The organism is Biostraticola tofi (assembly GCF_004343195.1).
GTDB lineage: Bacteria > Pseudomonadota > Gammaproteobacteria > Enterobacterales > Enterobacteriaceae > Biostraticola > Biostraticola tofi.
On record NZ_SMCR01000001.1, the window covers coordinates 540,456 to 562,170 of the forward strand.

A 21,715-nucleotide genomic window follows, 5' to 3' on the forward strand; every position below is an offset into this window, starting at 1 on the left:
AAAGCATCTGGCGAAACGGATTTGTTACTCGTTCACCACGCAGCGGAAAGTTTTATCAAGCGGCAGAAAACTATCATTATCCGGTGTGCTGAATTCACGATTAATGGTGAGTCCTCTACCGGGACCGCTGTAGTCCTGTCCTCTGATGACTTTGACACTTTTACCATCGTAATTTTTGAAGGTCGGTGTTTCAGGCCCCTGGGGATCTTTGAGCGGTGAATGCTGATAATATCCAGGATCATACCAGTCCTTGACCCATTCAAACCCGTTGCCGGCCATATCATAAATCCCCAGTGGGTTAGGCGGGAAAACATCCCCCGGTAAGGCAGAGAAAGACTCAAGGCCGTTATTCATTTTTTCAGAATAGGCGCTGCGGTCGGCCTCGCCCGCCACATTGATCCCTTCAGTGCCATAGCTGTCCTTGAAGCGTAGCGTGCCGTCATCGGTCGGCACAATATTAAATTTCCCTTTACTGCGGGCCGCATATTCCCACTGGGCCTCGGTAGGTAGGGCCACCTTTTTACCAGTCATTTTAGACAGCCAGGCGCAGTATTTTTCGGCCTCAGGCCAAAGGGCATGAGCAGGAGTATTGGGCGTTTTATTTTTGGCATCCCATGATTTTTTCGTTATCGGACCGGACCCTTCCGGCAAAGTTAGTTGGTTCTGCTTCAGATAAAACTGATACTGTTCATTATCAATTTTGAACCGCGTTATTTTAAAGGGACTAAGCTGAACACGATGCAGCGGCTTGCTATCATCGTCGCTGTCATAATACAGTTTTTCCTTGCCATGCTCACGGCCGAAATCGCCCATCAAAAATTCACCGCCCTCTACACTTACCAGGGAAGCATTGAACTTTTCTATCTGTTTTTTTACCTCTGGGCTGCTGTCATTCTGCTGCACGGACGTGGCGTCATCGCAGCCAATCAGTAATCCAAGAACAAGCATGTAGGCGCTACGGTATGGATACATCGTCATGTGCTTCCCTTAGCTCATCATAGTTTTCTGACCATCACTCAGAGGACCAAAAGATCCTCCCACTGGATAATGTTGGTTCGTGGTGTCATTTAACCGATAATAAAGTGTATCGTTCATTGCCATTGCGTAGCCCCAAGATACCTTGGTCTTTAGCCGCCGTTTAATACTGGAAATATCATCCTGATCATCAAGTGTTACCGATGCAATATCACGGGTAACGTTATCAAAAGTATCTTGACTCACTGCACGGCCATCTAATAGCGCTCGTTGCTTATCCATTTCATCATCGCGGTCAAAGCCGGTCTGCAGAAAGTTTCGTAATTCCTGCTCTTTGACGCTAACGCTGACATTCAGAGGATTTCCGTTGAAAGAAATGCGGCGAAATACCAGATCCCATTCTCGGCGGGTTTGAATCGATCTTAATATCGTAATGATTGCGCTCTTGCGATTGGCATTCAAATCCGGCAACGGGCCATTGCCATAGTTATCCCAATCCAATTTATCCATTTTGCCATGGCGAGTGAGCAGATAAATGAGAATGCCCTTTGACTCAGGTGTGAACTTGAGCAATTCAGCATCCATGGCAATCACCCGGCTGGCTAACTGGTTTCGTCTTTCAGAAGCGCTTATCTGTTCTTTCAAATCGTCTATAAATCCACTCATTGCTTTTTCATACTCTTCTACGACTCTTTCTACCGCCATGCCCTTTTTGATAAATTCACCATAGGTTTCCTGGATTGTATCCAGCGTGCCCATCACGCACAACATACTGAATGATTTGAACGCATCCGTTGAAATCAACTTAAGATGATGATAATCCAGCGAATACAGCTGATAAACCATCCAGGCGCCAAAGTTGATGATATTCTCATAACCCACTTCACACTTAAACGCCCCTTTGACGCCGGGTCCGCAACACAGGCTGGCGGCTATCTTGAAGCAAAATTTACCCTTGATGAAATCGCACTTGAACTGACCGCCGATACCCAGGCCGTACATAGCCGAAATATCTTCGCTTATCGTGCAGAAGGTGACGAACTCAGCCGCGTCTTTCTGGCCGTCTTCATCCAGATTACGTAAATCAGCCGAGCCTTTAGGCTCCAGCCACTCTACGCCGCCGGAAATCCCCAGGGTTGCCCGGCCACCGGCAAACAGTTCCACATTGGCATCTATCCCTTCGTCGCTTTTGTCCATGCGATCATAGAATTCCCGGCCGCTGCGCCTCTGACTGAACGGCACCGGATTGCTTTCCCGCCTGCCGGCCAGCGCCTGGCGCAACTTGCCCTCTTTTTCATAGGTCACAATCTGAATCTGGGCTTCAGCCTGGGCGGAGGCGCCAATAAATCCACTCAGCGCGCAGCTGACATAGGCGCGCAGCTGGCCCATATTCAAGATTTCAGCTGCATCTGCGGCAAGCTTTTGTTCGCCCGGTACCGATGCGTCAATCAGGCCGTTGGCCGTTTCGGCCTTGAACTTGAGATCCCAGCCCAGCCGGTCGGGGAAGTAATATTTACCTTCGGCCACGCCTTCGGCCACCGACAGCACCGCGCTGGCCTCGCCTTTGTAGCTCAGATTGCCTTTGTAAGGGTCAAACTCCCCTTTGGAACTGACATTAGAGACAAAGCGCAGGAACTGCGCCCCGGCAGAAACATCCAGACTGGAACCAAACTCTTTATTGGGCAACAGCAGGCTCTGGTTCCACGACTCGGCGAAATCGGTCAGGGTTTCTTCGATATCGACAATGTCCTCGTATTTCAGAAACTCCATCGCCAGGTCGGGTTTTTCAACCTTGAACTTAAGCAGCTGCTTGCCCAGCTTATCGAAGTCATAGTGCCGATTACCGTGACGGTCATAGGAGATGATGCTGTCAGCGGCCGACTGGCGATCCTCGGCGGAGGCCTGCACCGAATGCAGGTTATAGCTTTCGGTTTTGCGGCCCTGCTGCAGCCGGTCGAAATAGCCTTTTTTGACGTAAACGTAATGCTTGCCGCCGCTTTCGCCGCGCCGGCGCTTGCGCGCCATCACTGGAATCAGCTCGACCACCGATTCATAACCGGTGCCGGCAGCCGAAAATTCACCGATTTTATCGGCCAGCGCTTTTTTATCTGCCAGCATCTTTTGCTCAGCGTCAGTCACCTGCTTTTCCAGCGGCTTCAGCCCTGCCTGGTTGCTGTTCTGCTTATATAGCTGGCCATACTGTTCAAGCAGCGACGAATAGGCTTCGCTGCTTTTGGACTGGCTATCCACCAGTCGCATCATCAGGCGCCACTCATTTTCGAATTCAGCCGAGGCTTCAGGTTTGATGCAGATAACATCCCCGGTTTCCGGCCGGTAAAACAGGTTATTTGAGGCATGGGCCGCCTGGGTGACGTTATTTTCTCTTTTGTCCAGCTGGGACTGTGCTGCAGGATTGGCGCTCATCGTATCTCCAACCTTACTTATTCAAAGAACAACTTGATGTTTTGCTTATCCATACCGTAATGCGCTTCGGTATAGCCATTTTCGTCGCTCACCCCCTTGATGCTGCTGCCGTCATCGGTTTCGATGCGGTAAGGGACAAAGCATTTCGGCAGCTGGGTGATGTGATCGACGATTTGAAAACGCCCGTTCATCGGATTCTGATAAGCGGGGTCGGCCACCGTCATCGGCTGTAGCGCACTGTCCAGCGACGCGCTGCCGCCCCAATTGATGGTGCCGCTCTTCAGGCTGATGGCGCCGGGAGCGCCGATTTCAATCGCCCCGCCCTGCAGTTTGATATAGGCCCCCTGGCTGACCAGGGTGATACCGCTCGCCGCATCCAGCCTGATTTCACCGTTGATGCTGTTGATGCTCATCGCCTTATCGGACTGCAGCGTCATGCTGTTGGTCTGCGCCTGGATAGACACCGGTCCCTGGGCGGCGAAAATCTTCAGGCCCAGCTTCTGGGCAAACAGGCTTATCGCCTCGCCGGCCGCCAGGGTAAAACGCTTGAACACACTCAGATCCAGATTATTACCGGCGGTGGCGGTCAACGATTGGCCTGCCGCCAGTTGGATATTCTTTGGCGTAGCGACCGCTACCCCGGCGGGCGCTGAAGCGACCAGGCCCGCCTGCTGCAGCTTGCTTAATGCCGCTTGGAGGGCGTTCTGGCCGGCGATATCCGGCTGTTCCGCACCGGAGGTAGCGGCACTCTGGGCCAGCGCCCTGACCAGGGCCAGGGAGTTTTCCAACTGGCCAAGGGCGGATTGCATATCCAACTGCCCGCCGCCGGCTTTAGGCTGGGCATCGGCGGTCAGAAATAATCCTTTACCGGCGCGCACCGTACCCCACTGATCGGTGCGCAGCTCAAAGCCTTCGCCGCGCTGCTGACGGCGGCCGTCCACCAGATGGCCCAGGTTCAGCTGCGATTTGCCGCCATACTCGGTCGAAAGCTTGATATGTTCCCGGCCGCGCTCGTCTTCCATACGCAGCTTGTTATTGGCCGGGGTGCGAATCACATTTCGCTTATTGTTTTCCTGGGTAACGTGGTCGCGGTTGCGCGAGTCATGCAGCGCATAGGCGATATAAGGCCGGTCCGGATTACCCTGCTCAAAGGCTACCGCCACCTCGGTACTGTCGATAAGCGGCAGGTGCATGCCGTAGCTGTCGCCGCTGTAAGGCTTGGCCAGGCGGACCCACAGGCTTTCATAGCCGGTTTTCCAGCTGTCCAGGTCGAAATCGAACTTGACCCGATAGCGTCCCATCTTATCCAGATGCGCGTAGCTGTCGCCCTGGGTAATGCTGGTCACCCTGGCCGGCAAGGTGCCGGCTATCGTCGGCCGGGGCATGAGCGGCGGACGAAATCCGACCACTTCGCTGTAAGGAATGCCGGTAAACAGCAGGGCAAAACTGCTGTCGCGCCGGGCGCTGGCGGTGATGGCGGTAATCACCACGCCCTTGGCAAAGGTTTCGGGCACCGCACCGCTGATTTCAAGCATCTGACCCGGCAGCAGGCCAGAGGCGTTAGACTCGCCGCCAAGTTGATGCTGGCCGTTGAGCAGCCGCTCATGATGCAGCCTGGCGTAAAACGTGCCGGCCTCAGCGTCCGGCTGGTCTTCCTTGCCCAGCATCTGGAAATTATCGGCATACTGGTACACCTGGCCATAGGTGCCCTCTGCGCCCCGCGTCACGTCTGTCTCGGTCTTGAGATTGCCGCCGGCCTGGCGATAGTTATAATCCTTGACCCTGACCGACTGGCTGACCACCTGGTGCAGCGAGCTGAGGTTCCATACCGACTCAACGCCGTTGTCGTTCATCCCGGAAGGACTGCCGAGCGGCAGGCTGACATCGAACTGGTAGAACTGCTGATCGTCCGCGAACACCACCACTTCTTTTTTCAGCCGTTCGCTCATTTCAAACCGATACCAGATGCCCACTTCGCTCAGCAGACGTTCGATAAACGCCAGATCGCTTTCTTGCCACTGCATCACCTGCTCGCGGCGCGGGTACTCGTTGCGCAGGCGGAACTCGAACTGCCAGCCTTCAAACTGATGCTGGCTGCGCAGGATGTGTTCGACTATTTCCGGTACCGACTGATTTTGGTAAATCGCCGGACGGCTGGCGTTGGCCAGCAGCGCCAGCCGCGGCTCCAGCGTCAGCTCGTAGCGGGCCTCGTCTCGGGACGCGGACAACCGGCTGAACTGCGTGACCACACCGTGCACCGTACGCTGTTCACTGGCCGGCATGGCGATATCCGCCAGCGTGAAGCCGGGGGCGGTCAAGCTGAAGGTCGCGTCCTTGAGCAACATCGATGCCGGGCTTAGGCTGTGGCTGCCGGTAAACACGATCCGATAGCAGAATGTCTGGCTCAGGGCTTCGGTGGCGCTGAACGACTCCACATCAAGGAGGCTGCCGCCCCCTGCCACCTGGAGTTGGTAACGGTTAAGGCTGCCGGCAAGCGTGGCGGCCAGTTCAGATACAGGCAACATGCTCACACCTCCTGGGGATTATCGATAACAGCGGTTTCAGACACCGGCGCATCAGCCGCCGGACGCAGCGGTTCGGCGTCATCAAATGCCAGGGTAATGCCTTCATCGGCCTCAAAGCCCAGCGTAACGCCTGTCGGCTTGTTATGTGCGGCCAGGCGCTCAAGCAGGCCATTGGACAGCACCGGCAAGATTTGCTGATTGAGCAGGCTGTCGATATTGCGCGCACCGCTGTCCGGCAGCAGGCAGGCCGACGCCAGGGCATCATACAGGCTGTCTTCCACCCGGCATTCCAGCGCGTAATGACGCTGCAGGCGTCGAGATACCTGGCCGAGCTTAATGGCCACAATGTGGCGCAGCGCCTGTTTCGCCAGCGGCCGGTAAATCAAAGTCTGGAAACGCGCCAGCAGCGCCGGCTGGAAATGATCACGCAGAATCGGTCTCATCAGCTCATGCAGCTCGCCTGCCGTTGCCTCCGGCTGCTGCTCCAGCAGCTCGGTCAGGGGATCGCTGCCCAGATTGGAGGTCATGATAATCACCGTATTGCGAAAATCGATTTCCCGCCCCTCGCCATCGCGCATCATGCCGCGGTCAAACACCTGATAGAACAGGTTAAGCACGTCCCGATGGGCCTTTTCCACTTCATCCAGCAACACCACGCTATACGGGCGTTTCCGCACCGCTTCGGTCAGGATGCCGCCCTGGCCGTAGCCGACATAGCCCGGCGGCGAGCCTTTAAGCTGGGAAACGGTATGGGATTCCTGGTATTCGGAAAGATTAATGGTAATCAGCGCCTGTTCGCCGCCAAACAGCGTATCGGCCAGCGCCAGCGCGGTTTCGGTTTTACCCACGCCGCTCGGCCCGGCCAGCAGGAATACCCCCAGCGGCCCGTTTTCACTGGCCAGCCCGGTTTTGGCGGCCCGCAGTCGCTGCGCCAGCTCAGCCAGCGCGGCGTCCTGGCCGATGACCCGCTGCCCCAGTTGCTGCTCCAGGGCCAGCAGATTGGTCTGTTCATCCTTTAACAGGCTGCCCAGCGGTACCCCGGTCCAGTCGGCCACCACCGTCGCCACGCTTCTGACATCCACATCCAGCGACAATAGCGGGCCATCATCCTGCAGCTGTTCCAACTGCTGCTCAAGCAGGCTCAGTTCGGCGACCGGCGCCTGCTGCAGCCTGGCCGCCAGCAGGCGGTCGGCGGCGGCTTTTTCAGCGGCAAAGCGCTGCTCCAGCGACTCGGCCTTTGCCGCAAGCTCGGCCTGCTGGGCGGCTATCTGTGCAAGCCTGGCGGTATCGGTGCGCGGCAGTACCGCCAGGTCCTCCTCAATCGCCTGCTGCTCCATGGCGAGCGCTGCCCGTCGGGCATCCAGTTGATTAAGCGATTCCGGCCGGGTATCCAGCCCCATGCGCACCCGTGCGCTGGCGGTGTCCAGTAAATCCACCGCCTTATCGGGCAATTGGCGGCCGGTCAGATAGCGGCGGGACAGCGTCACCGCCGCCTGCACCGCGCTGTCCTGGATATGCACGCCGTGATGGGCGGCATAGCGGGATTTGAGGCCGCGCAGCATCAGGCAAGCGCGGTCATCGTCAGGTTCATCGACCTTAATCAGCTGGAAGCGACGCTCCAGGGCGGCATCGCGTTCGAAGTATTGTTTGTATTCTGACCAGGTGGTGGCGGCAATGGTGCGCAGTTCGCCGCGCGCCAGCGCCGGCTTGAGCAGGTTGGCCGCATCGGCGCCGCCGGCCTGGTTGCCGGCGCCAATCAGCGTATGGGCCTCATCGATAAACAGCAGCACCGGTTGCGCGGCCTGCTGTACCCCTTCGATTACCTGTTTAAGCCGCTGTTCAAACTCGCCTTTGACGCCGGCGCCCGCCTGCAGCTGGCCCAGGTCCAGGGTTCGCAGGCTGACGGTTTTCAGACTGGCGGGAACGGTGCCCTGGGCAATGCGCAGCGCCAGCCCTTCCACCAGGGCGGTTTTACCGACGCCGGGTTCACCCACCAGCACCGGGTTGTTTTTGCGCCTGCGCGAGAGGATATCGATCATCTGACGGATTTCATTGTCGCGCCCCAGCACCGGGTCGATAGCGCCGCGTCGCGCGCTTTCGGTCACATCCTGGGTAAATTTTTCCAACGCGGCCTGCCCGGCGGTCAAGGCTCTTGGCGTAGCGTCGGTCAGTGAGCCCGCCGCCCGGTCGATACCGGCGGCGCTTGTTGTCACCGCGCCTTCCGCAGCGAGGCTGCCTGTTTCAGCGCGGTCATCCGCTGACGAAAGCGGCTGTGCCGCCATCGCCAACTGCTGTACTTCAGGGCGTTCTTCGGACTGCTGATTCAAAAGCGGGCGCAGACGTTCAAGCTGAACCGCGCTCAGGCTGAGCAGGGGCCAGGCCTGGGTCGCCTGCAGCCAGGCAGGCTGATTCATCAGCGCCTGCAGTAAATGCACGGAACGGATCTGGCTGTCATTGTCTTCAAGTGAGGCGATAAGCCAGGCGGCCTGCAGCAGCGCCAGCAAGGGCCGGGACAGGCTCGGCCGGCGCGTGACGCTGTGCGCCAGGCCATCCAGCTGGCCTAGCAGCGCCTGCCATAATTGATCCATATCCCACTCATAGCGACGGGCAATGACCGTGATATCGCCTTCGCCGCCTTCGAGCAATTTCAGCAGCCAGTGTTCAACGGTCACTTCCCGATGCGCCCGGGTCTGGCAAAGTGCCGCCGCTGCATCCAGAGCCACGGCACAATAAGGGTTCAGTCGACGCAATAAAGAGGTAGAAGCAGTATCCATAAATGTCCCGTATAGCCATAGCTACCGCACGGCCTGGTGAAGTCCGTCTGGCATGGCTCAGATTGGTTTTATTCATCCCCTGATGAGTCTCGGGCATCACCGTAAGTCACCTATCGGCGATAACGTCCCGGGGTCATTTTCAGCTGTTTCTGTTAGCGGCGGATAGCCCCCGGGCTTGCTACGGCCCGGGGGCGGCCGGTTGCCGACAGACAACCGGCCTTAACGCGCATCAGGCCTGAGCGCGTTCGTTCCAGGCATCGGAATGAATGATGTTGCCGTCTTTATAGGTCCAGACGATTTTTTCATAACGCAGCTCGACCACTTCCAGGTGGTTATGCTTTTCTTTGGCAGGATCTTTGATGTCATGCATCAGCGGAGCCACTTTAACCACCTTCACGTTTTCGAGCAGGGTGTTGAAGTACTCTTTTTCCTGGCCGGCATCATCGATTTTGTACCATTTGAACTCAGCAGCCTTCAGCGTCTGGCCTGAAGTGACCGCTTTGTACAGATACGGGGTTGAAGAATCGACTTCTTTAGTGAACACTAACGGAGCGTGCACGCGGGTACCGGTAAGTTTACCCGTGTTGTTATCCGTCGGGATGTGCAGGGAATGGTCCAGCGCGACGACTTCGATGCTGCCTTCACGGTTTTGTACGTTTACAGAACCTTTGATGTCCGCACCGCCGTCGTCTTTCAACCAAAGATAGGCTGGAATTGCCATAGTATTGCTCCTTTATTTGCTATGTGATGTCGCCTTGTCCGGCGACGTTAGTGTGGTGTCCGTCCCGGTTGCCGCTGGCTGGCAGGCCATGGCATCGGGAACCAGACTTAACTCAACCCTGCGGTTGGCAGCCCGCCCCGCAGGCGTCGAGTTAGTAGCGACTGGCCGTGTTGCACCATATCCCTGCACCGCAAAACACGAGGCTGAGATGTCGCTGGTTTTTATCATCCAGTCGCGGACCGCTTCCGCTCTGGCCAGTGACAGCGCCATATTGGCCTTGGCGTCACCGGTGGCATCGGTATGGCCGGTAATCAGCACTATCCATCCCGGCCGGCCTTTGATATTGATAAGCGCATCCACCAGCACTTTGGTCGACCCCGCTTTCAGCTCGGATTTTCCTACCTCAAACAGCGACATACTGTCGAGCCTGACGGTCTCGGGCGCCTTGACGGCTTCCTTTACCGGCTCCGGCGCCGGCTGATAGCCGCGGATTAGCGCCATCAGCGGCGGATAAATCTGCTCGCCCGGATAAAGCCACAGTCCCAGCCTTACCGGTACGCCGTTGCGGTGATACCGTTCCAGCAACGCCGCATCCGTTTTCAGCTGTGCCAGGGCCTCGGCCTTGGACGGGTAGTTGTCCATGGCGATGGCCTGATAGCGCTCCATATCGCTGGCGATTTCCCTGAGCAGTTGCCGGTTGTTCCACGATGAACCGGCCAGCGCCGCCACCATAAACACCATCAGCATGATGATGACGTAGCCGATCGCCCGCAGACGCGGGGTATAGCCGCTGCGTCCGGGCAGCAGGCTCAGCAGCGGATCCGGAAAGCGCACCGCTTCGCCATCGGCGCTTTCGTTGATGGTCACCGGGCGCAGCGTGGTTTTGCCGGCTATCCAACGGTGCCATAAATTGCTGTCCTTCGGCGGCCTGGCGACAAAGGCCAGCCCTGCCGCCAGCGGACGCAGGGGCGCGCAGGGCTGATCGGCGGTTTCGCACTGCGGCAGCACCGTCTCTGACATCCAGCGCACCCAGGCCTCCACCCGTACCGCTTCGCGCAGTCGGGCATCCTGCTGTTGCGTACTGCCGCCTTCCAGCCACTCATCCAATGCCTGGGAAGACTGGGGGCTGCTCCACACACGGGTCTGCCGATTGCCGGCGCTGCAGGCAAACCACGGCGCATGCCGGCCGTTCAGGTAACAGGCCAGCAAGGCCTGGCAGCGATGGCCGCTTAATTGGCGGATCCGCGACAGCTGATAGCGAAACTCGCCAATCTGTGCCGCCAGCACCGGCTGGTCATCCTGCTGCTCGGGAAACAGCACCAGCAGCCCGCTTAACTGGCTGGCCCATTCAGGCCGCGCCGACAGCAGCATTTCGGCCATCGATGCCAGGTCGGCCAGCGTTGGCACCAGGATGTAGCAGCCCTGCGGCGTTTCACGCAGCGGCGCACCTGCAAATAGCCACTGGTGTCCCTCGCCCGCCGTCAGCACCACCGGCTGACGCCAGCTATCCGCCGGCAATGCCGCCAGCAGCGCATCCATATTGTGATGGGCGCGCAAAGCGCGGACCCCGTGTCCGATACGAAACCAGGCGGTCGCCGCCGCCAGCAGGATAACCAGCGAACAGGCCGTCTTGGCCCCCATGCCGACCGGAAACCACAGCAGGCAGAGGATCCACGCCAGAGCGCAGCCGGCCAGCCATAACGCCCGCTTTAATGCGATACTCAACGGGGTACTCCTTAGCCTTGATGAGCCGGTAACCACAGATTGAGTAATTGCTGCAGCTGATAGTGCAGACCAAACCAGACGGCGGCGACCACCAATACCGCCATGGCGCTCCAGAACCACAGTGATTTGAAGTATCTCAACCGCCGCTGGCTGCTGCGGGCATTGAACAGCAACGGCGCATCCGCCGGTTGCGCTTCGAACGAGGGCACCTGCTGCGCCAGCGCCTCAAGCAGTGACCGGCGTTCCGGCTGGGACTGGTTGCGATAGCGGCCTTCAAAGCCCATCATCAGTACCCGGTGAAAACAGGTCAGCACCGCTTTATCGGCAACCGGCTGCTGCAGCGCCGCCTGGATCCGCTCGTAAAGCACTTCGCCGGCCTGCAGCGTATTGAAAAACCGTGCCTGCAGCGGGGTGCGCATCCAGATGTCATAGCCGTTATCCAGTTGAGGACGGTTAAGCACAGTTTCATCGAGCAGCGCACACTGGGCGTAGCTGATATTATCTATCTGAATGTCGGTGTAGCCGGCGTCACTCAGGCGGCGGCCGGTGTTCTCCACCAGGGCGATCCCTTTTTCATACAATGCTTCGCCTTTATCGGCGGCGGCGCCGTTACGCAATGCCACTACCATCAGCCAGGTATCACGCAGCAGTTCATCTATCGACAGTTCATTTTTCATGATCGCAATACCGCAAAAAGCTCCAGCTGAATATCGGTCAGGATGCCGGGCACGTAAAAGGCGCAGCTGCCTGCTGCCAGCATGGCTTTGGCCGCCGGATGGTTAAGATCAAAGGCGAAATACTGGTTCTCCAGCCGCAGTGGGATGGCGGCCGGAACATGGCTCAGCGGAATAAGCGGAATACCGTTCAGTGCCACGTTGATGATGTTATTGACCTCATCGGGGGCGCCGACTTTGCACAGCAGCGGAAAACGGCTCTGCAGTTCATGGGCCGGCAGCGAAGAGCGCACCGACAGATAAAAATCGGCATCTTCCTTGAGCCGGCTGTCATGCAACTGCGCCCGCCACTGGTTCTCGCGGACATTTTCAAGCTCGATGGCGATAACCCGTGAAGGCAGACTGGCCTCCAGCAAGGTGCCAATCAGGCTGAACAGCGGCGTGAAAACATCGGTAAGTTGCCTATGCTGGTAACGCGGGATGGCGTCGACATCATGCTCAAGGGAAAACGTCAGCAGCGCGCCGGCAAGCCTGACCAGCTCGCGATACACCAGTTCAGGATGCAGCGCCGGCGATTCGATAAAGTCCGCCAGCACCGGCTCATAGGTATTAAGCGCATTCAGCAGCCAGAACAGCGACACATCGGCCACGGCAAAATCCGCCATCCGTTGGTTGCTTTCACGCCGCATTCCCATCAGCCGGGTACGCTTGGCGCGCAGCTGGGTCAGGCGCAGGCTCAACTGATCGGTAAGCGTAGCGCTGGCGCCAAATGACAGCAGCGGCGGAATAAACTGCACGTCCCTGACCCAACCGCCCTGCCCGTCCCGCTGAATCCGCGCCAGCGGACAGGTGATGAATTCATCATTGTTATCACAGCCAAAACGCAGGCTAAGGGCATAGCGTTCCACCGCCATCGACTCGGTTTCAGTGCCGAACATATCCTGCACGCTGGCGTATTCCTGCTGATAGCGCAGCGGACGTTCCTGGGGATGGTTGCCCTGGCGGCAATTGCCGCCGTTGGCGTGCTCAAGCGGCAGCGCCAGCACTACCTCGACGACGGTCAGGCCGTCGGGGATTGAACGCTGTAAATCGCAGGCCGGCGGAAGGTTATCGGCCCGGTCGGTATCGACCAGCGTACCGTCCGGCAGCCGCACGATAAGATGCTGGGCATTAAGCCGATTCAGGCGCAAGGCGTCATCATCGAACTCGGCGCTCAGCACTCCCCAGGGATTCACCAAGCCCAACCGGGCGATACACTGATTGGTTAAGGCTTCCCACCGGGCCTGTTGCTGAAATTGCTGCGGAGCCAAAAAGGCTCCCTCCATCCAGAGCGGTCGTAAAACCTTCATAGTGACCTCAAATCAACGACTTATTTTTATTATCTTTATACTTTTGCTTTGGGCATCTGCGAGACGAGAGACAGATTCACATCCATACCCTCAACCTGGAAATGCGGCACCGCATACAGCTTGACCCTGAAGAAACCGGGATTATCTTCGATATCTTCGACCGTCACCCGCGCTTCGCGCAGCGGATGGGAAGCCTGCAGATCGTCAGACGGATCGGTCATCTCGGTCACCAGGGTGTTGATCCAGTTATTGAGCTCCAGCTCAAGCATCCGGCGGTCCTTGGTGGTACCGATATTTTCCCGCTGCAGCAGTTTCAGATAATGGGCAATGCGCGACAGCAGGAAGATATACGGCAGACGCGCATTAATACGGCTATTGGCGGTCGCTTCCTGGGTATCGTACAGCGCCGGTTTCTGCGCCGAGTTGGCAGAGAAGAAGCAGGCATAGTCGCGGTTTTTATAATAAGACAGCGGGATAAAGCCCAGACCGGCAAACTCAAATTCGCGCGTTTCAGGGATCATCACCTCAGAAGGAATTTTAACCTGATTGCCAACGCCCAAATCATAAAGGTGGATCGGCAAATCGGTCACCGCGCCCCCGGCCTGAGGCCCGCGGATTTGTACGCACCAGCCATTCTTGATAAAGCTGCGCACCATGTTGGCGGCAAACGCAAAAGACGCGTTGCTCCACAGGTAGCTGTCATGGTCCGGGCCTTTGACCTGCTCGACATAGTTGAAGCTGCGCACCGGTACGGTATCCGGACCATAAGGCAACCGTCCCAACACCCGCGGCAGGGTCAGGCCGATATAGCGGGCATCGTCGCTCTCGCGAAAGGCTTTCCATTTGATATATTCAGCCCGGTCAAAGTAGCTGGCGATATCTTTGATGCCCGCCACTTCTTCCATGGTTTCCTTGCCGAAAAACGCCGGCCCGACCGAGGCGATAAACGGCATATGCGCCGACGCCGCCACCCGGGAAATATTACGCAGCAGGGCAATATCCTGTGGGCTGCGGTCAAATTCATAATTGGCGATGGTAGATCCAATCGGTTCGCCGCCGGGCGTATCGTATTCCTGGATATAGGTGTGATGGTAAAAACCGCTCTGGACAATTTCCGGCGCGTCTTCAAAATCTTCGCGCAATGCGTCTTTACTGACGTCCAGTACTTCAATTTTGACGTTCTGGCGAAAATCGGTCCGATCCACCAGGAACTTTAGCCCGCGCCAGGCGGATTCCACCTTCTGGAATTCCGGATGATGCATCACCTCATCCAGTTGACGGCTTATTTGGCTGTCCAGCGCGCTGATATGGTTGTCCAGCAGCGTCTTGTCCAGCCGGTCGATTTGCTGGGCGGAGTCCTTGAGCAAATTGAGGAACACGCTGACTGCGGCGGTGACGCGCTCATCAGCCGACGTATCGGCCAGGGCATCGTTGTCCTGGAAACTCTCGATAGGGTTCAGGCTGTCAATCGGCTTGAGGTTGATTTTTTCAAACAGGTTCTGGTAAACGCCGCCGGTCGCCGCTGCTTGGCTAACGGTGGTTGCCGCCGCTGCAGCGGCTGAATTTTTTTGCTGTGCCATAATCAATCCCGATTCCTTAAAGATCTTTCGGTGCCAGCGCGGCCAGTTCAGCGCGCAATTCATTACTGAGCGCCTCATCCTTCAGGATGTTTTCCAGTTCACGGCGAAAGGTACTGTTATCCAGCAGGTTCGATTTCAGATCCCGCAGCAGGTTACGCATCGACAGCAGCGCCCGCAGTTGCGGGATCTGCTTGGCAACCTGTTCCGGCTCAAAATCCTTCATATCCTTAAAGCTGAGCGTTACGTCATCCTCTGCCTCATTTCCCGCCAGAGTGTTTTTGACCCCCACCGTGACCTGAGGGTGGTACTCAGCCAGCACGTTATTGAAGTTGTTTTTATCGACAGAGATTTTTTCTCGCTCAGATAAGGGTCGGTCATCCTGCCCGTTACTGTAATCACCCATTACCAGCATCTTCAGAGGTAATTCGACTTTCTTTTTTGAGCCGCCGGTATGCAGATCAAGTTTAATATTTACGCGTGCAGCGGGAACTTCGTCCTGAAAGCTATTAGCCATATAAATACCTTTAACTCCCTGTCGGGATAGTTAATCACGGAGTGAGGATCGGATATTAAAATTATTAACGCGCCTTAGCGCCAAATATTATCTGAACAGATATTGGCGAAATAAGGGCGGGAATAAAAGTGCTAAAACATTACCTTCATGAAACAGTTATGTCACAGTTAAATATTTGTGAAACGTAACATAATGTAACAGCCAAATTTATTTATCACACAAATAGGATAAACGATTAAGCTTATTTTAAAACAGTCACTTAAAACCCATCAGGTCACAGTAAAATCCTAGGCTGCCTTGTTACACAATCTTACATTTAACGAAAAATAAATCAGCCTCCGGCGCCTATGAATCCTTGGTCAGAAATGTCAAAGAACCCAGTGAAAATGCGGCTTGCAGATCATTTTTGCCGTCAGAGGGATTCCTGCCGTTGTGAAAGAAAGCATCAATTTCATGCATATGAACCCGTTTAGGAATCCTCTTATGCCACGGCGAAAAATTACCGGCTAAAGTAATTCGCCGGCATTACAACCCATTTCTACTATTGATTATTATTTAACCCATTTTCACCTAGCCTCAATTAACAAATCTGTTTTCCCTCACCATTAATTTGCTGATTCATTTACTGCAATATCTTGGTCGGTATCCTTAATACTCGATTATTCAAAATTACCTGGATCGATTAAAAAATATTTATTCATTGTCATAAATAATCCCTTTATTTGTAATTAAACACCCCAGCCATCCCTGTAATTCGATGTTATTTCCCGCTATTAAGTAAGGAAATTCCTAATATCATCCGCCTATTCATGATGAAATTGATCATTATTTGATCAATTTTATTTCCTATCCAGAGCTATATTTGATAAATATCACCTCAAGAAACAGGAATAATGAGTTTCATTTATTTTGCATAATAAATACGTTAAAGGTGAAACGTCTAGAAATAATAAATATTTTAGATTAATATTCTTAATTATTAGAGATAGTCAGTGAGTTTTATGATCGCAAGATCATCTTTCCAGATGAAATGCTGTTAGCTGCAATAACAAATAATAAATGAGATCAACCCCCCCATGGAGGGGTTGCAGCAAGTCAATCCATATCGTTGAGGGCCCGGCGCGGTACGCTATAACAGAACTCTGGGCCGCAGACCGTTGGGGCGGGAGACGTGGCGCAGGCAGGCTACTCGCGCGATACGGCAGCCTGCCGTTAATAGGATAGGAGGATGGCCGCTAGCTGTCTTGCGGCGGCCGCTTAAGATCCCTGCCCAGCCGCCAGGCCATCAGTGCCAGGCCGCCTGCGCCGGCCACCAGCAGCACCCACAGCGCGATCTTCATCCACTGGGAGCGCTGCTCGGCGGGCGCCAGAGCGGTAAGACGCTGTTCGCCGCCAAGCGTAAGGGATTTGCCGGGGTAGGCGGCAGGCAAATTATAGGTTGCGACGGTGGCGCCAGGCATCAAGGACGCAATCGGCAGCGCCGCCGGCTGTGCCGCCCTGGATCCCCAGGCCAGCAGCCAGGGGCCCTTACCGCTGGCGTTGAATATCATCTGGGTGCTGACGCGAGAGGCGCGGACCAACGGCAGCTGCTCGCCCCACTGACTGCTGATTGCCGTCAGCCTGATGGCCTGCACGACCGGCCGCTCACTGAGCTTCAGCGCCGCAGTGGTTCCCTGGTTATCCAGCTGGTAAAACACCTGCCGGGTCAGCGGCGTCCAGCTATCGTCGGCGCTTGGTCTTATCTCGACCGTCATCGGCTGCACGGTATTGACGGTGCTCGGCCATATTTCCAGCGCGGCCAGCGGCTGGGGTGAACGCAGGGTATATACCGCCTGCTGCTTACCCTCAGCCCGGGCCTCGAGCGGCAGACTCACCATTTCGGCATCAGGCACTGTTTCTTGCTCTACCGCTTCGACAGCGCTCAGGTCCGGCAGCAGTTGGTTGGTGTCGGCTTTGATCACCACCAACCACCAGCGGGTGCTGTTATAGCTATTCAATGTCACCTTGTTCTGCACCAGCCGGTCATTTTCAGCAGCCAGCTCCAGTAAGGGCACATCCTCTACTTGAGTAACCCATTCACGTAAATCGGTACTGTTCAGTACCGACACCGTCGCCCGCCGCAGTTTGCCGGCCGGCCATTCCAGATTAAGATGGGAGATAAGCCTGTTTTCAAATTCAGGCCCGGCCGACAGCAGCCAGGATTTTTTCACCTGCTTATCTTCCGCCGGTGAAGTCATGGTCAGCGACATGCCGTCCGGCGCTTTCAGGATGACAGATTTTTCGCCGTTCTCCCGGGTAGCCGCCGCGTTCTCCTGCATCGGGAACAGCTTGAACTTCATCCTGCGCGCCGAACCCTCCTGCCCTTCCTGCTCCTCAAGCGCGAAAGGTACCGCCTGGCCATCGCTGCCGAATACCCGTACATCGCGCAGATCCGGCCAGGCGGTCTGCTGGTAGATGGCCTCCGGCAGCAGCAGGCGATAAAAGGGGTCATCGCCTTCAACGCGGATGTCCTGACCATAGGCGAAATCCTGCGGCCCCAGCAATTCCGCCGAGTCTGCCGCACCGGTAGCGAACGACGTCACGGCTAAGAGCAACGTGGCGGACAGCAGCGCGCCTATCAACGCCGGACGCCGGTAATTGTTCGGTCTTTTATCCATTATTGCGGCTCCTTGCCGTTGGTTTGCCTGGGCGGCAGCGGTACAAAATAGCCAATCAACAGCACCAGTACCGCCACCCCCAGGAAGGCGATTGCCCGGCCCAGTCCACCGCCGGAGGCACTGTCGATAATAAAGAGTTTCACGATCGTCACAGCGAGAATGCCGATGCCGCAGAACCATAGCGGGCGCGACCCGCGCCGATTGGCAAACAGCATGGCAAGCAAGGCCGACAGGGTCCACACCAGCGCAAAGGTGGTCTGTACCAGCCTGGAAGCCCATAACGGTTCGGCTGACCAGGCAAGCTCGCCGTACCAGGCCAGGCCGCGCAGCAGCACGCCATTCAGCCACCAGGCCAGCAGCACCGCCAGCAGGATGCCCGCCTTGGGCAGCAGTAGCTGCTGTATCCTCGGACCCAGGTTTCGCAGCCACACATACAGGGTCATCAGCATCAGCAGCGCCCCCTCTTCCAACGGGTTGATGATGGGCAGATAACGCCATCGGTACAGTTGTCCATCCAGCAGGTTACCGGCTGCGAGCAGCCACAGCAGACCCGGCAGCAGCGGTAATAATCCGGCCTGCCAGTATAGTTGCGGGTGTCGTGTAAGCGGCCAGCGTCCGCTGTTGTCCAGCCATTTCACTGCCAGCACCGGCAGCGACAGGCCAACGGCCAAAGCGGCAAACTGCCACGCGGTATTGCCCCAGGGCAGGTCAGCCACCTGCCAGACCAGTTCAATAGCGATAAGCATCAGCACCAGCCAGAACCCCGCCAGGTGCAGCGCCTGCCCCAACCCCGATGGATAACGGTGGTCGGCTAACACCGGTAGCCGGGATTCTTCGCGCTTAAGGATAACCATGCCGGAAACCAGAGCCAGCGGCCAGGCCAGCGCCCAGTACCCCGCCGATAGCGGATGCCCACTTTGCAGCCATTGCAGTGCGGCCAGCGCCACCGCCACCGGCCACAGCAGCCAGCTGGCCTGGCGCAGCAACAGCCATTGCAGTCGGCTGCCCAGCAACAGCCATAGCCAGACCGACAGGGTCATCAGCAGCAGCATCAGCATGGCGCCGGCTGAATTCAGCCCCAGCAGATCCCGGGCGACGCCCGCCAGGGTCCATAGCCAGAACACCAGCGACAGCCCGAGGAATCCTTGGCTGAACATCGGTTGCAGCCGAGGGGATTTATCCCCCTGGCGATGCCAGAGCACGCCGGCCGCCATCAGCGCCGCTGACACCAGAACGAATACCGTGGTAAATGAGACGAAGGTCATTCCAAGCGTCCAGGCCCGTACCGCCGCCCCGGCCCCCAGCAGCATCACCGCGGTGCCGCTCCACCACAGGCGACGTTGGTCCTGGTTAAGGCCCAGCCATACCATGGCCAGCCCTTCCAAGGTCCAGGCCATGGCGGTCCAGCGGGCCGACAGCGCCAGCGGGATGGCCAGGGTCGCAAAGGCCACGCCCAGCACCAGCCCGGACAGGCTCAGCATCCGCCCCATGCCCGGCCAGCGGGTAAAAGCGATGCGGGCCGCCAGTAAATAGAACAGGCCAAAACCGAGCGCGGAAAACGCCGGCCCGAATTCCCAGTGCCGGGTCAGCGCATACTGATAACCAAAGCCTAGCAGCGGCGCGCCAAACAGTAGCGAGCCATCGACCGCCCACTGGCCCTTGATAAGATTCCTGGCGCCGAACATCACGCTTAACAGCCCGAACAGCAGAATATTGGCAAGCAAAAACAGCTCACTGCTGACAAACAGCGCCGGCTGGTAATGCTGGTAACCCCAGAGTCCGCCAATGCCAAATGTGAAAACAAATCCCAGCAGGTTAAGCTGTCGCCAGGATTGCCAACGGCTGACCGCCAGGATCCCCGCCGACAGCAGCAGGTAATAGCTGAACAGCGCCAGGTGATTGCCGCTGCCGGTAGACAGCAGCAACGGCGCCAGATAACCGCCCAGGCTTGCCAGCATCGCCAGACTCAGCGATGACTGCAGCACCGCCAGACCGACGCTTGCCGCACATATCACCAGCATCAGGCCGAACGCCAGGGTGAAGGGTAACTGGTGATACAGTTTAAAGGCGCCAAACACCGTAATGTAGAAAGCGCCCACTGCGCCGCCCTGGACGATGAGGGCGAAAATCGGTTGTTTCAGCCGCAAGCGCCAGCCGAATGCCAGCAAACCGAGGCTTATCACTGCCGCGCCCAGCAGGCGCATTTCGATCGTCAGGATGCCACGTTCGACGCTCTCACGCAGCAGATAGGCCAGTCCGAAAAACAACAGGATAATGCCCAGCTTGGCCAGCGGATTGCCGCGCATAAACCAGGAAACCAGCCCGGCGAACAGCTGCTCACCCCGATTATTTACCCGCCCGCCGCCTCGCTGGCCGGCAGCGCCCTGCCCCCCCTCGGCGCTGGCGGCCCTGCCGGCCCTTTTGCCGAATACCGATTTAACGGCCGTTTGCCAGGGATCGTCGCTCCGACCGTCAGGCGCTTCGCCTTCGATGCCAGCATGGGCACTGGAGCTGCTGCTGGAACTGGACATTGAACGGCGGCTGGATGTGACCGGGATAGCGTGATGAGCATCATTATCATCAGCCAATGGGACCCGCTCTACCTGGGATGCAGGCGTCAGGCTGGCGGCCCGGGAGGCGGGAGAGTCAGCGGGAGCGGTGGTAGCACTAACCGATGGCTCATCAATCAGACCCGGCGATCGCGGGTTAACCGCCGTCTGGGCAGCTCCCACTCCCTGCCGCCGCAGCGCTTCCAGCTCCAGGGTAAGCGTGCGTATTCGGTCATCCGTGGTACGCAAGCGGAAAAATATCCGCACTATCAGCAACGGCACAATGAAGGCGACGAACAGCACCAGGCCCGCCGCTATTATCCATATTTCATCCATTCACACCGCTCCTCAGAAACCCGCCCAGCAACCCGATAGTCGCCAAAGTATCCCCCCTTTGGCGGTTGTTACCGTTAGGTTAACCATCCATGGTCTATTAATAGCAGGGTTATGAGTCTTACGGCAAATGTGGGCGCGCCAATCTGCGATCCGTTGACGGAAGTCATACGGTAAATCAAGGCGGATCAATCTGATATCCGATGACGGCAGTCACCGGAATAGTGTGCGGGCAATACCGTTAAAGGGTGCGAAACAGCCGCCTCAGGCTTTACGGTACATCGGTTCCCGCTGCTCCTGAGTCATTTTTGCGTCAATACTGCGTTCAGCGGTAGGACGCAGTAAAAGCCGCGGCAGGCCAATGGGCTCATCGGTTTCGATGCAATAGCCATAGCGACCGGTCTTGATCCTGAGTAGCGCGGCATCGATCTTCGGCAGCAATCGGCTTTCCCGGTCTATCTGCCTGAACAGCATCCGCAAGTCTTCTTCACGCATCGCTTTATCGGCCTCATCGCCGCTGGCATCGCTGCGGGATATTTCCCCTTTGAGCTCATCCAGATGCAACAGTACCCGCTGCCGTTCAGACTCAAGACGCAGCTTGAAGAAAGTGAGCTGTTCAGCATTCATGTAATCATCGTCGGGCATCGCCAGCAAATCGGCTTCGGCCGGAAGGTGTTTAACCGTCATGTTTATTCCTCTGATAACTGACACCAACACAATGTCAGAGTGATGATGAGCAAATAGCGCTTTTTCATCGAGCACCACAATCGGATTTATCCCGGATGTGTTCCACTGCCCACTCCTTTCTTTTACGTCTCTACGCCTCTACGCCTCTACGCCTCTACGCCTCTACGCCTCTACGCCTCTACGCCTCTACGCCTCTACGCCTCTACGCCTCTACGCCTCCACCGTATA

At 57.0% G+C, this 21,715-nt stretch carries 13 protein-coding genes; all 13 read right to left on the bottom strand.

Going from position 1 to position 21,715, the window contains the following annotated elements; translation table 11 throughout:
• Positions 1–24: 24 nt before the first annotated feature.
• Complete coding sequence (locus tag EDC52_RS02455; RefSeq protein ID WP_230467931.1) at positions 25–978, bottom strand: formylglycine-generating enzyme family protein; 954 nt, start codon at positions 976–978, stop codon at positions 25–27.
• 9 nt (positions 979–987) lie between these two features.
• Positions 988–3,399 (bottom strand): ATPase, encoded by a 2,412-nt coding sequence (locus EDC52_RS02460; RefSeq protein ID WP_131863685.1) that lies wholly within the window; start codon positions 3,397–3,399, stop codon positions 988–990.
• Positions 3,400–3,416: 17 nt separating this feature from the next.
• Positions 3,417–5,924 (bottom strand): type VI secretion system Vgr family protein, encoded by a 2,508-nt coding sequence (locus tag EDC52_RS02465; protein WP_131863686.1) that lies wholly within the window; start codon positions 5,922–5,924, stop codon positions 3,417–3,419.
• Between the two features lie 2 nt (positions 5,925–5,926).
• Positions 5,927–8,698 (bottom strand): type VI secretion system ATPase TssH, encoded by a 2,772-nt coding sequence (tssH, locus tag EDC52_RS02470; RefSeq protein WP_131863687.1) that lies wholly within the window; start codon positions 8,696–8,698, stop codon positions 5,927–5,929.
• A gap of 229 nt (positions 8,699–8,927) precedes the next feature.
• Positions 8,928–9,419: an Hcp family type VI secretion system effector gene (locus EDC52_RS02475; protein WP_131863688.1), complete on the bottom strand. Its 492-nt coding sequence runs from the start codon at positions 9,417–9,419 to the stop codon at positions 8,928–8,930.
• A gap of 12 nt (positions 9,420–9,431) precedes the next feature.
• Positions 9,432–11,144, bottom strand: coding sequence for an OmpA family protein (locus EDC52_RS02480; protein ID WP_131863689.1), 1,713 nt, complete (start codon positions 11,142–11,144; stop codon positions 9,432–9,434).
• An 11-nt stretch (positions 11,145–11,155) separates the two neighbouring features.
• A complete protein-coding gene (gene tssL / locus EDC52_RS02485) occupies positions 11,156–11,821 on the bottom strand; it encodes a type VI secretion system protein TssL, short form (RefSeq protein WP_131863690.1) in 666 nt (221 codons plus the stop codon).
• A complete protein-coding gene (gene tssK, locus EDC52_RS02490) occupies positions 11,818–13,167 on the bottom strand; it encodes a type VI secretion system baseplate subunit TssK (protein WP_131863691.1) in 1,350 nt (449 codons plus the stop codon). The genes tssL and tssK overlap by 4 nt, the downstream gene beginning before the upstream one ends.
• 35 nt (positions 13,168–13,202) lie before the next feature.
• The gene (gene tssC, locus EDC52_RS02495; RefSeq protein WP_196237738.1) at positions 13,203–14,747 is read right to left on the bottom strand and encodes a type VI secretion system contractile sheath large subunit; all 1,545 of its coding nucleotides are present in this window, start codon (positions 14,745–14,747) and stop codon (positions 13,203–13,205) included.
• A gap of 16 nt (positions 14,748–14,763) precedes the next feature.
• Positions 14,764–15,261 carry a type VI secretion system contractile sheath small subunit gene (tssB, locus tag EDC52_RS02500; protein ID WP_131863693.1) on the bottom strand — a complete coding sequence of 166 codons (498 nt, stop codon included), beginning with the start codon at positions 15,259–15,261 and terminating at the stop codon, positions 14,764–14,766.
• Positions 15,262–16,496: 1,235 nt separating this feature from the next.
• Positions 16,497–17,918 (bottom strand): DUF3999 family protein, encoded by a 1,422-nt coding sequence (locus EDC52_RS02505; RefSeq protein WP_131863694.1) that lies wholly within the window; start codon positions 17,916–17,918, stop codon positions 16,497–16,499.
• On the bottom strand, positions 17,918–20,803 hold the full coding sequence (locus tag EDC52_RS02510) for a DUF2339 domain-containing protein (protein WP_131863695.1): 2,886 nt from the start codon (positions 20,801–20,803) through the stop codon (positions 17,918–17,920). The genes EDC52_RS02505 and EDC52_RS02510 overlap by 1 nt, the downstream gene beginning before the upstream one ends.
• A gap of 261 nt (positions 20,804–21,064) precedes the next feature.
• The gene (locus tag EDC52_RS02515; RefSeq protein ID WP_131863696.1) at positions 21,065–21,487 is read right to left on the bottom strand and encodes a TraR/DksA C4-type zinc finger protein; all 423 of its coding nucleotides are present in this window, start codon (positions 21,485–21,487) and stop codon (positions 21,065–21,067) included.
• Positions 21,488–21,715: the final 228 nt, after the last annotated feature.

What these genes read in the sequence shown, in the direction of transcription:
- tssL (WP_131863690.1), bottom strand. Translation starts at nt 11,821, where the DNA reads ATGAAAAATGAACTGTCGATAGATGAACTGCTGCGTGATACCTGGCTG.
- EDC52_RS02455 (WP_230467931.1), bottom strand. Translation starts at nt 978, where the DNA reads ATGACGATGTATCCATACCGTAGCGCCTACATGCTTGTTCTTGGATTA.
- tssC (WP_196237738.1), bottom strand. Translation starts at nt 14,747, where the DNA reads ATGGCACAGCAAAAAAATTCAGCCGCTGCAGCGGCGGCAACCACCGTT.
- tssB (WP_131863693.1), bottom strand. Translation starts at nt 15,261, where the DNA reads ATGGCTAATAGCTTTCAGGACGAAGTTCCCGCTGCACGCGTAAATATT.
- EDC52_RS02515 (WP_131863696.1), bottom strand. Translation starts at nt 21,487, where the DNA reads ATGACGGTTAAACACCTTCCGGCCGAAGCCGATTTGCTGGCGATGCCC.
- EDC52_RS02505 (WP_131863694.1), bottom strand. Translation starts at nt 17,918, where the DNA reads ATGGATAAAAGACCGAACAATTACCGGCGTCCGGCGTTGATAGGCGCG.
- tssK (WP_131863691.1), bottom strand. Translation starts at nt 13,167, where the DNA reads ATGAAGGTTTTACGACCGCTCTGGATGGAGGGAGCCTTTTTGGCTCCG.
- EDC52_RS02510 (WP_131863695.1), bottom strand. Translation starts at nt 20,803, where the DNA reads ATGGATGAAATATGGATAATAGCGGCGGGCCTGGTGCTGTTCGTCGCC.
- EDC52_RS02475 (WP_131863688.1), bottom strand. Translation starts at nt 9,419, where the DNA reads ATGGCAATTCCAGCCTATCTTTGGTTGAAAGACGACGGCGGTGCGGAC.
- EDC52_RS02465 (WP_131863686.1), bottom strand. Translation starts at nt 5,924, where the DNA reads ATGTTGCCTGTATCTGAACTGGCCGCCACGCTTGCCGGCAGCCTTAAC.
- EDC52_RS02460 (WP_131863685.1), bottom strand. Translation starts at nt 3,399, where the DNA reads ATGAGCGCCAATCCTGCAGCACAGTCCCAGCTGGACAAAAGAGAAAAT.
- tssH (WP_131863687.1), bottom strand. Translation starts at nt 8,698, where the DNA reads ATGGATACTGCTTCTACCTCTTTATTGCGTCGACTGAACCCTTATTGT.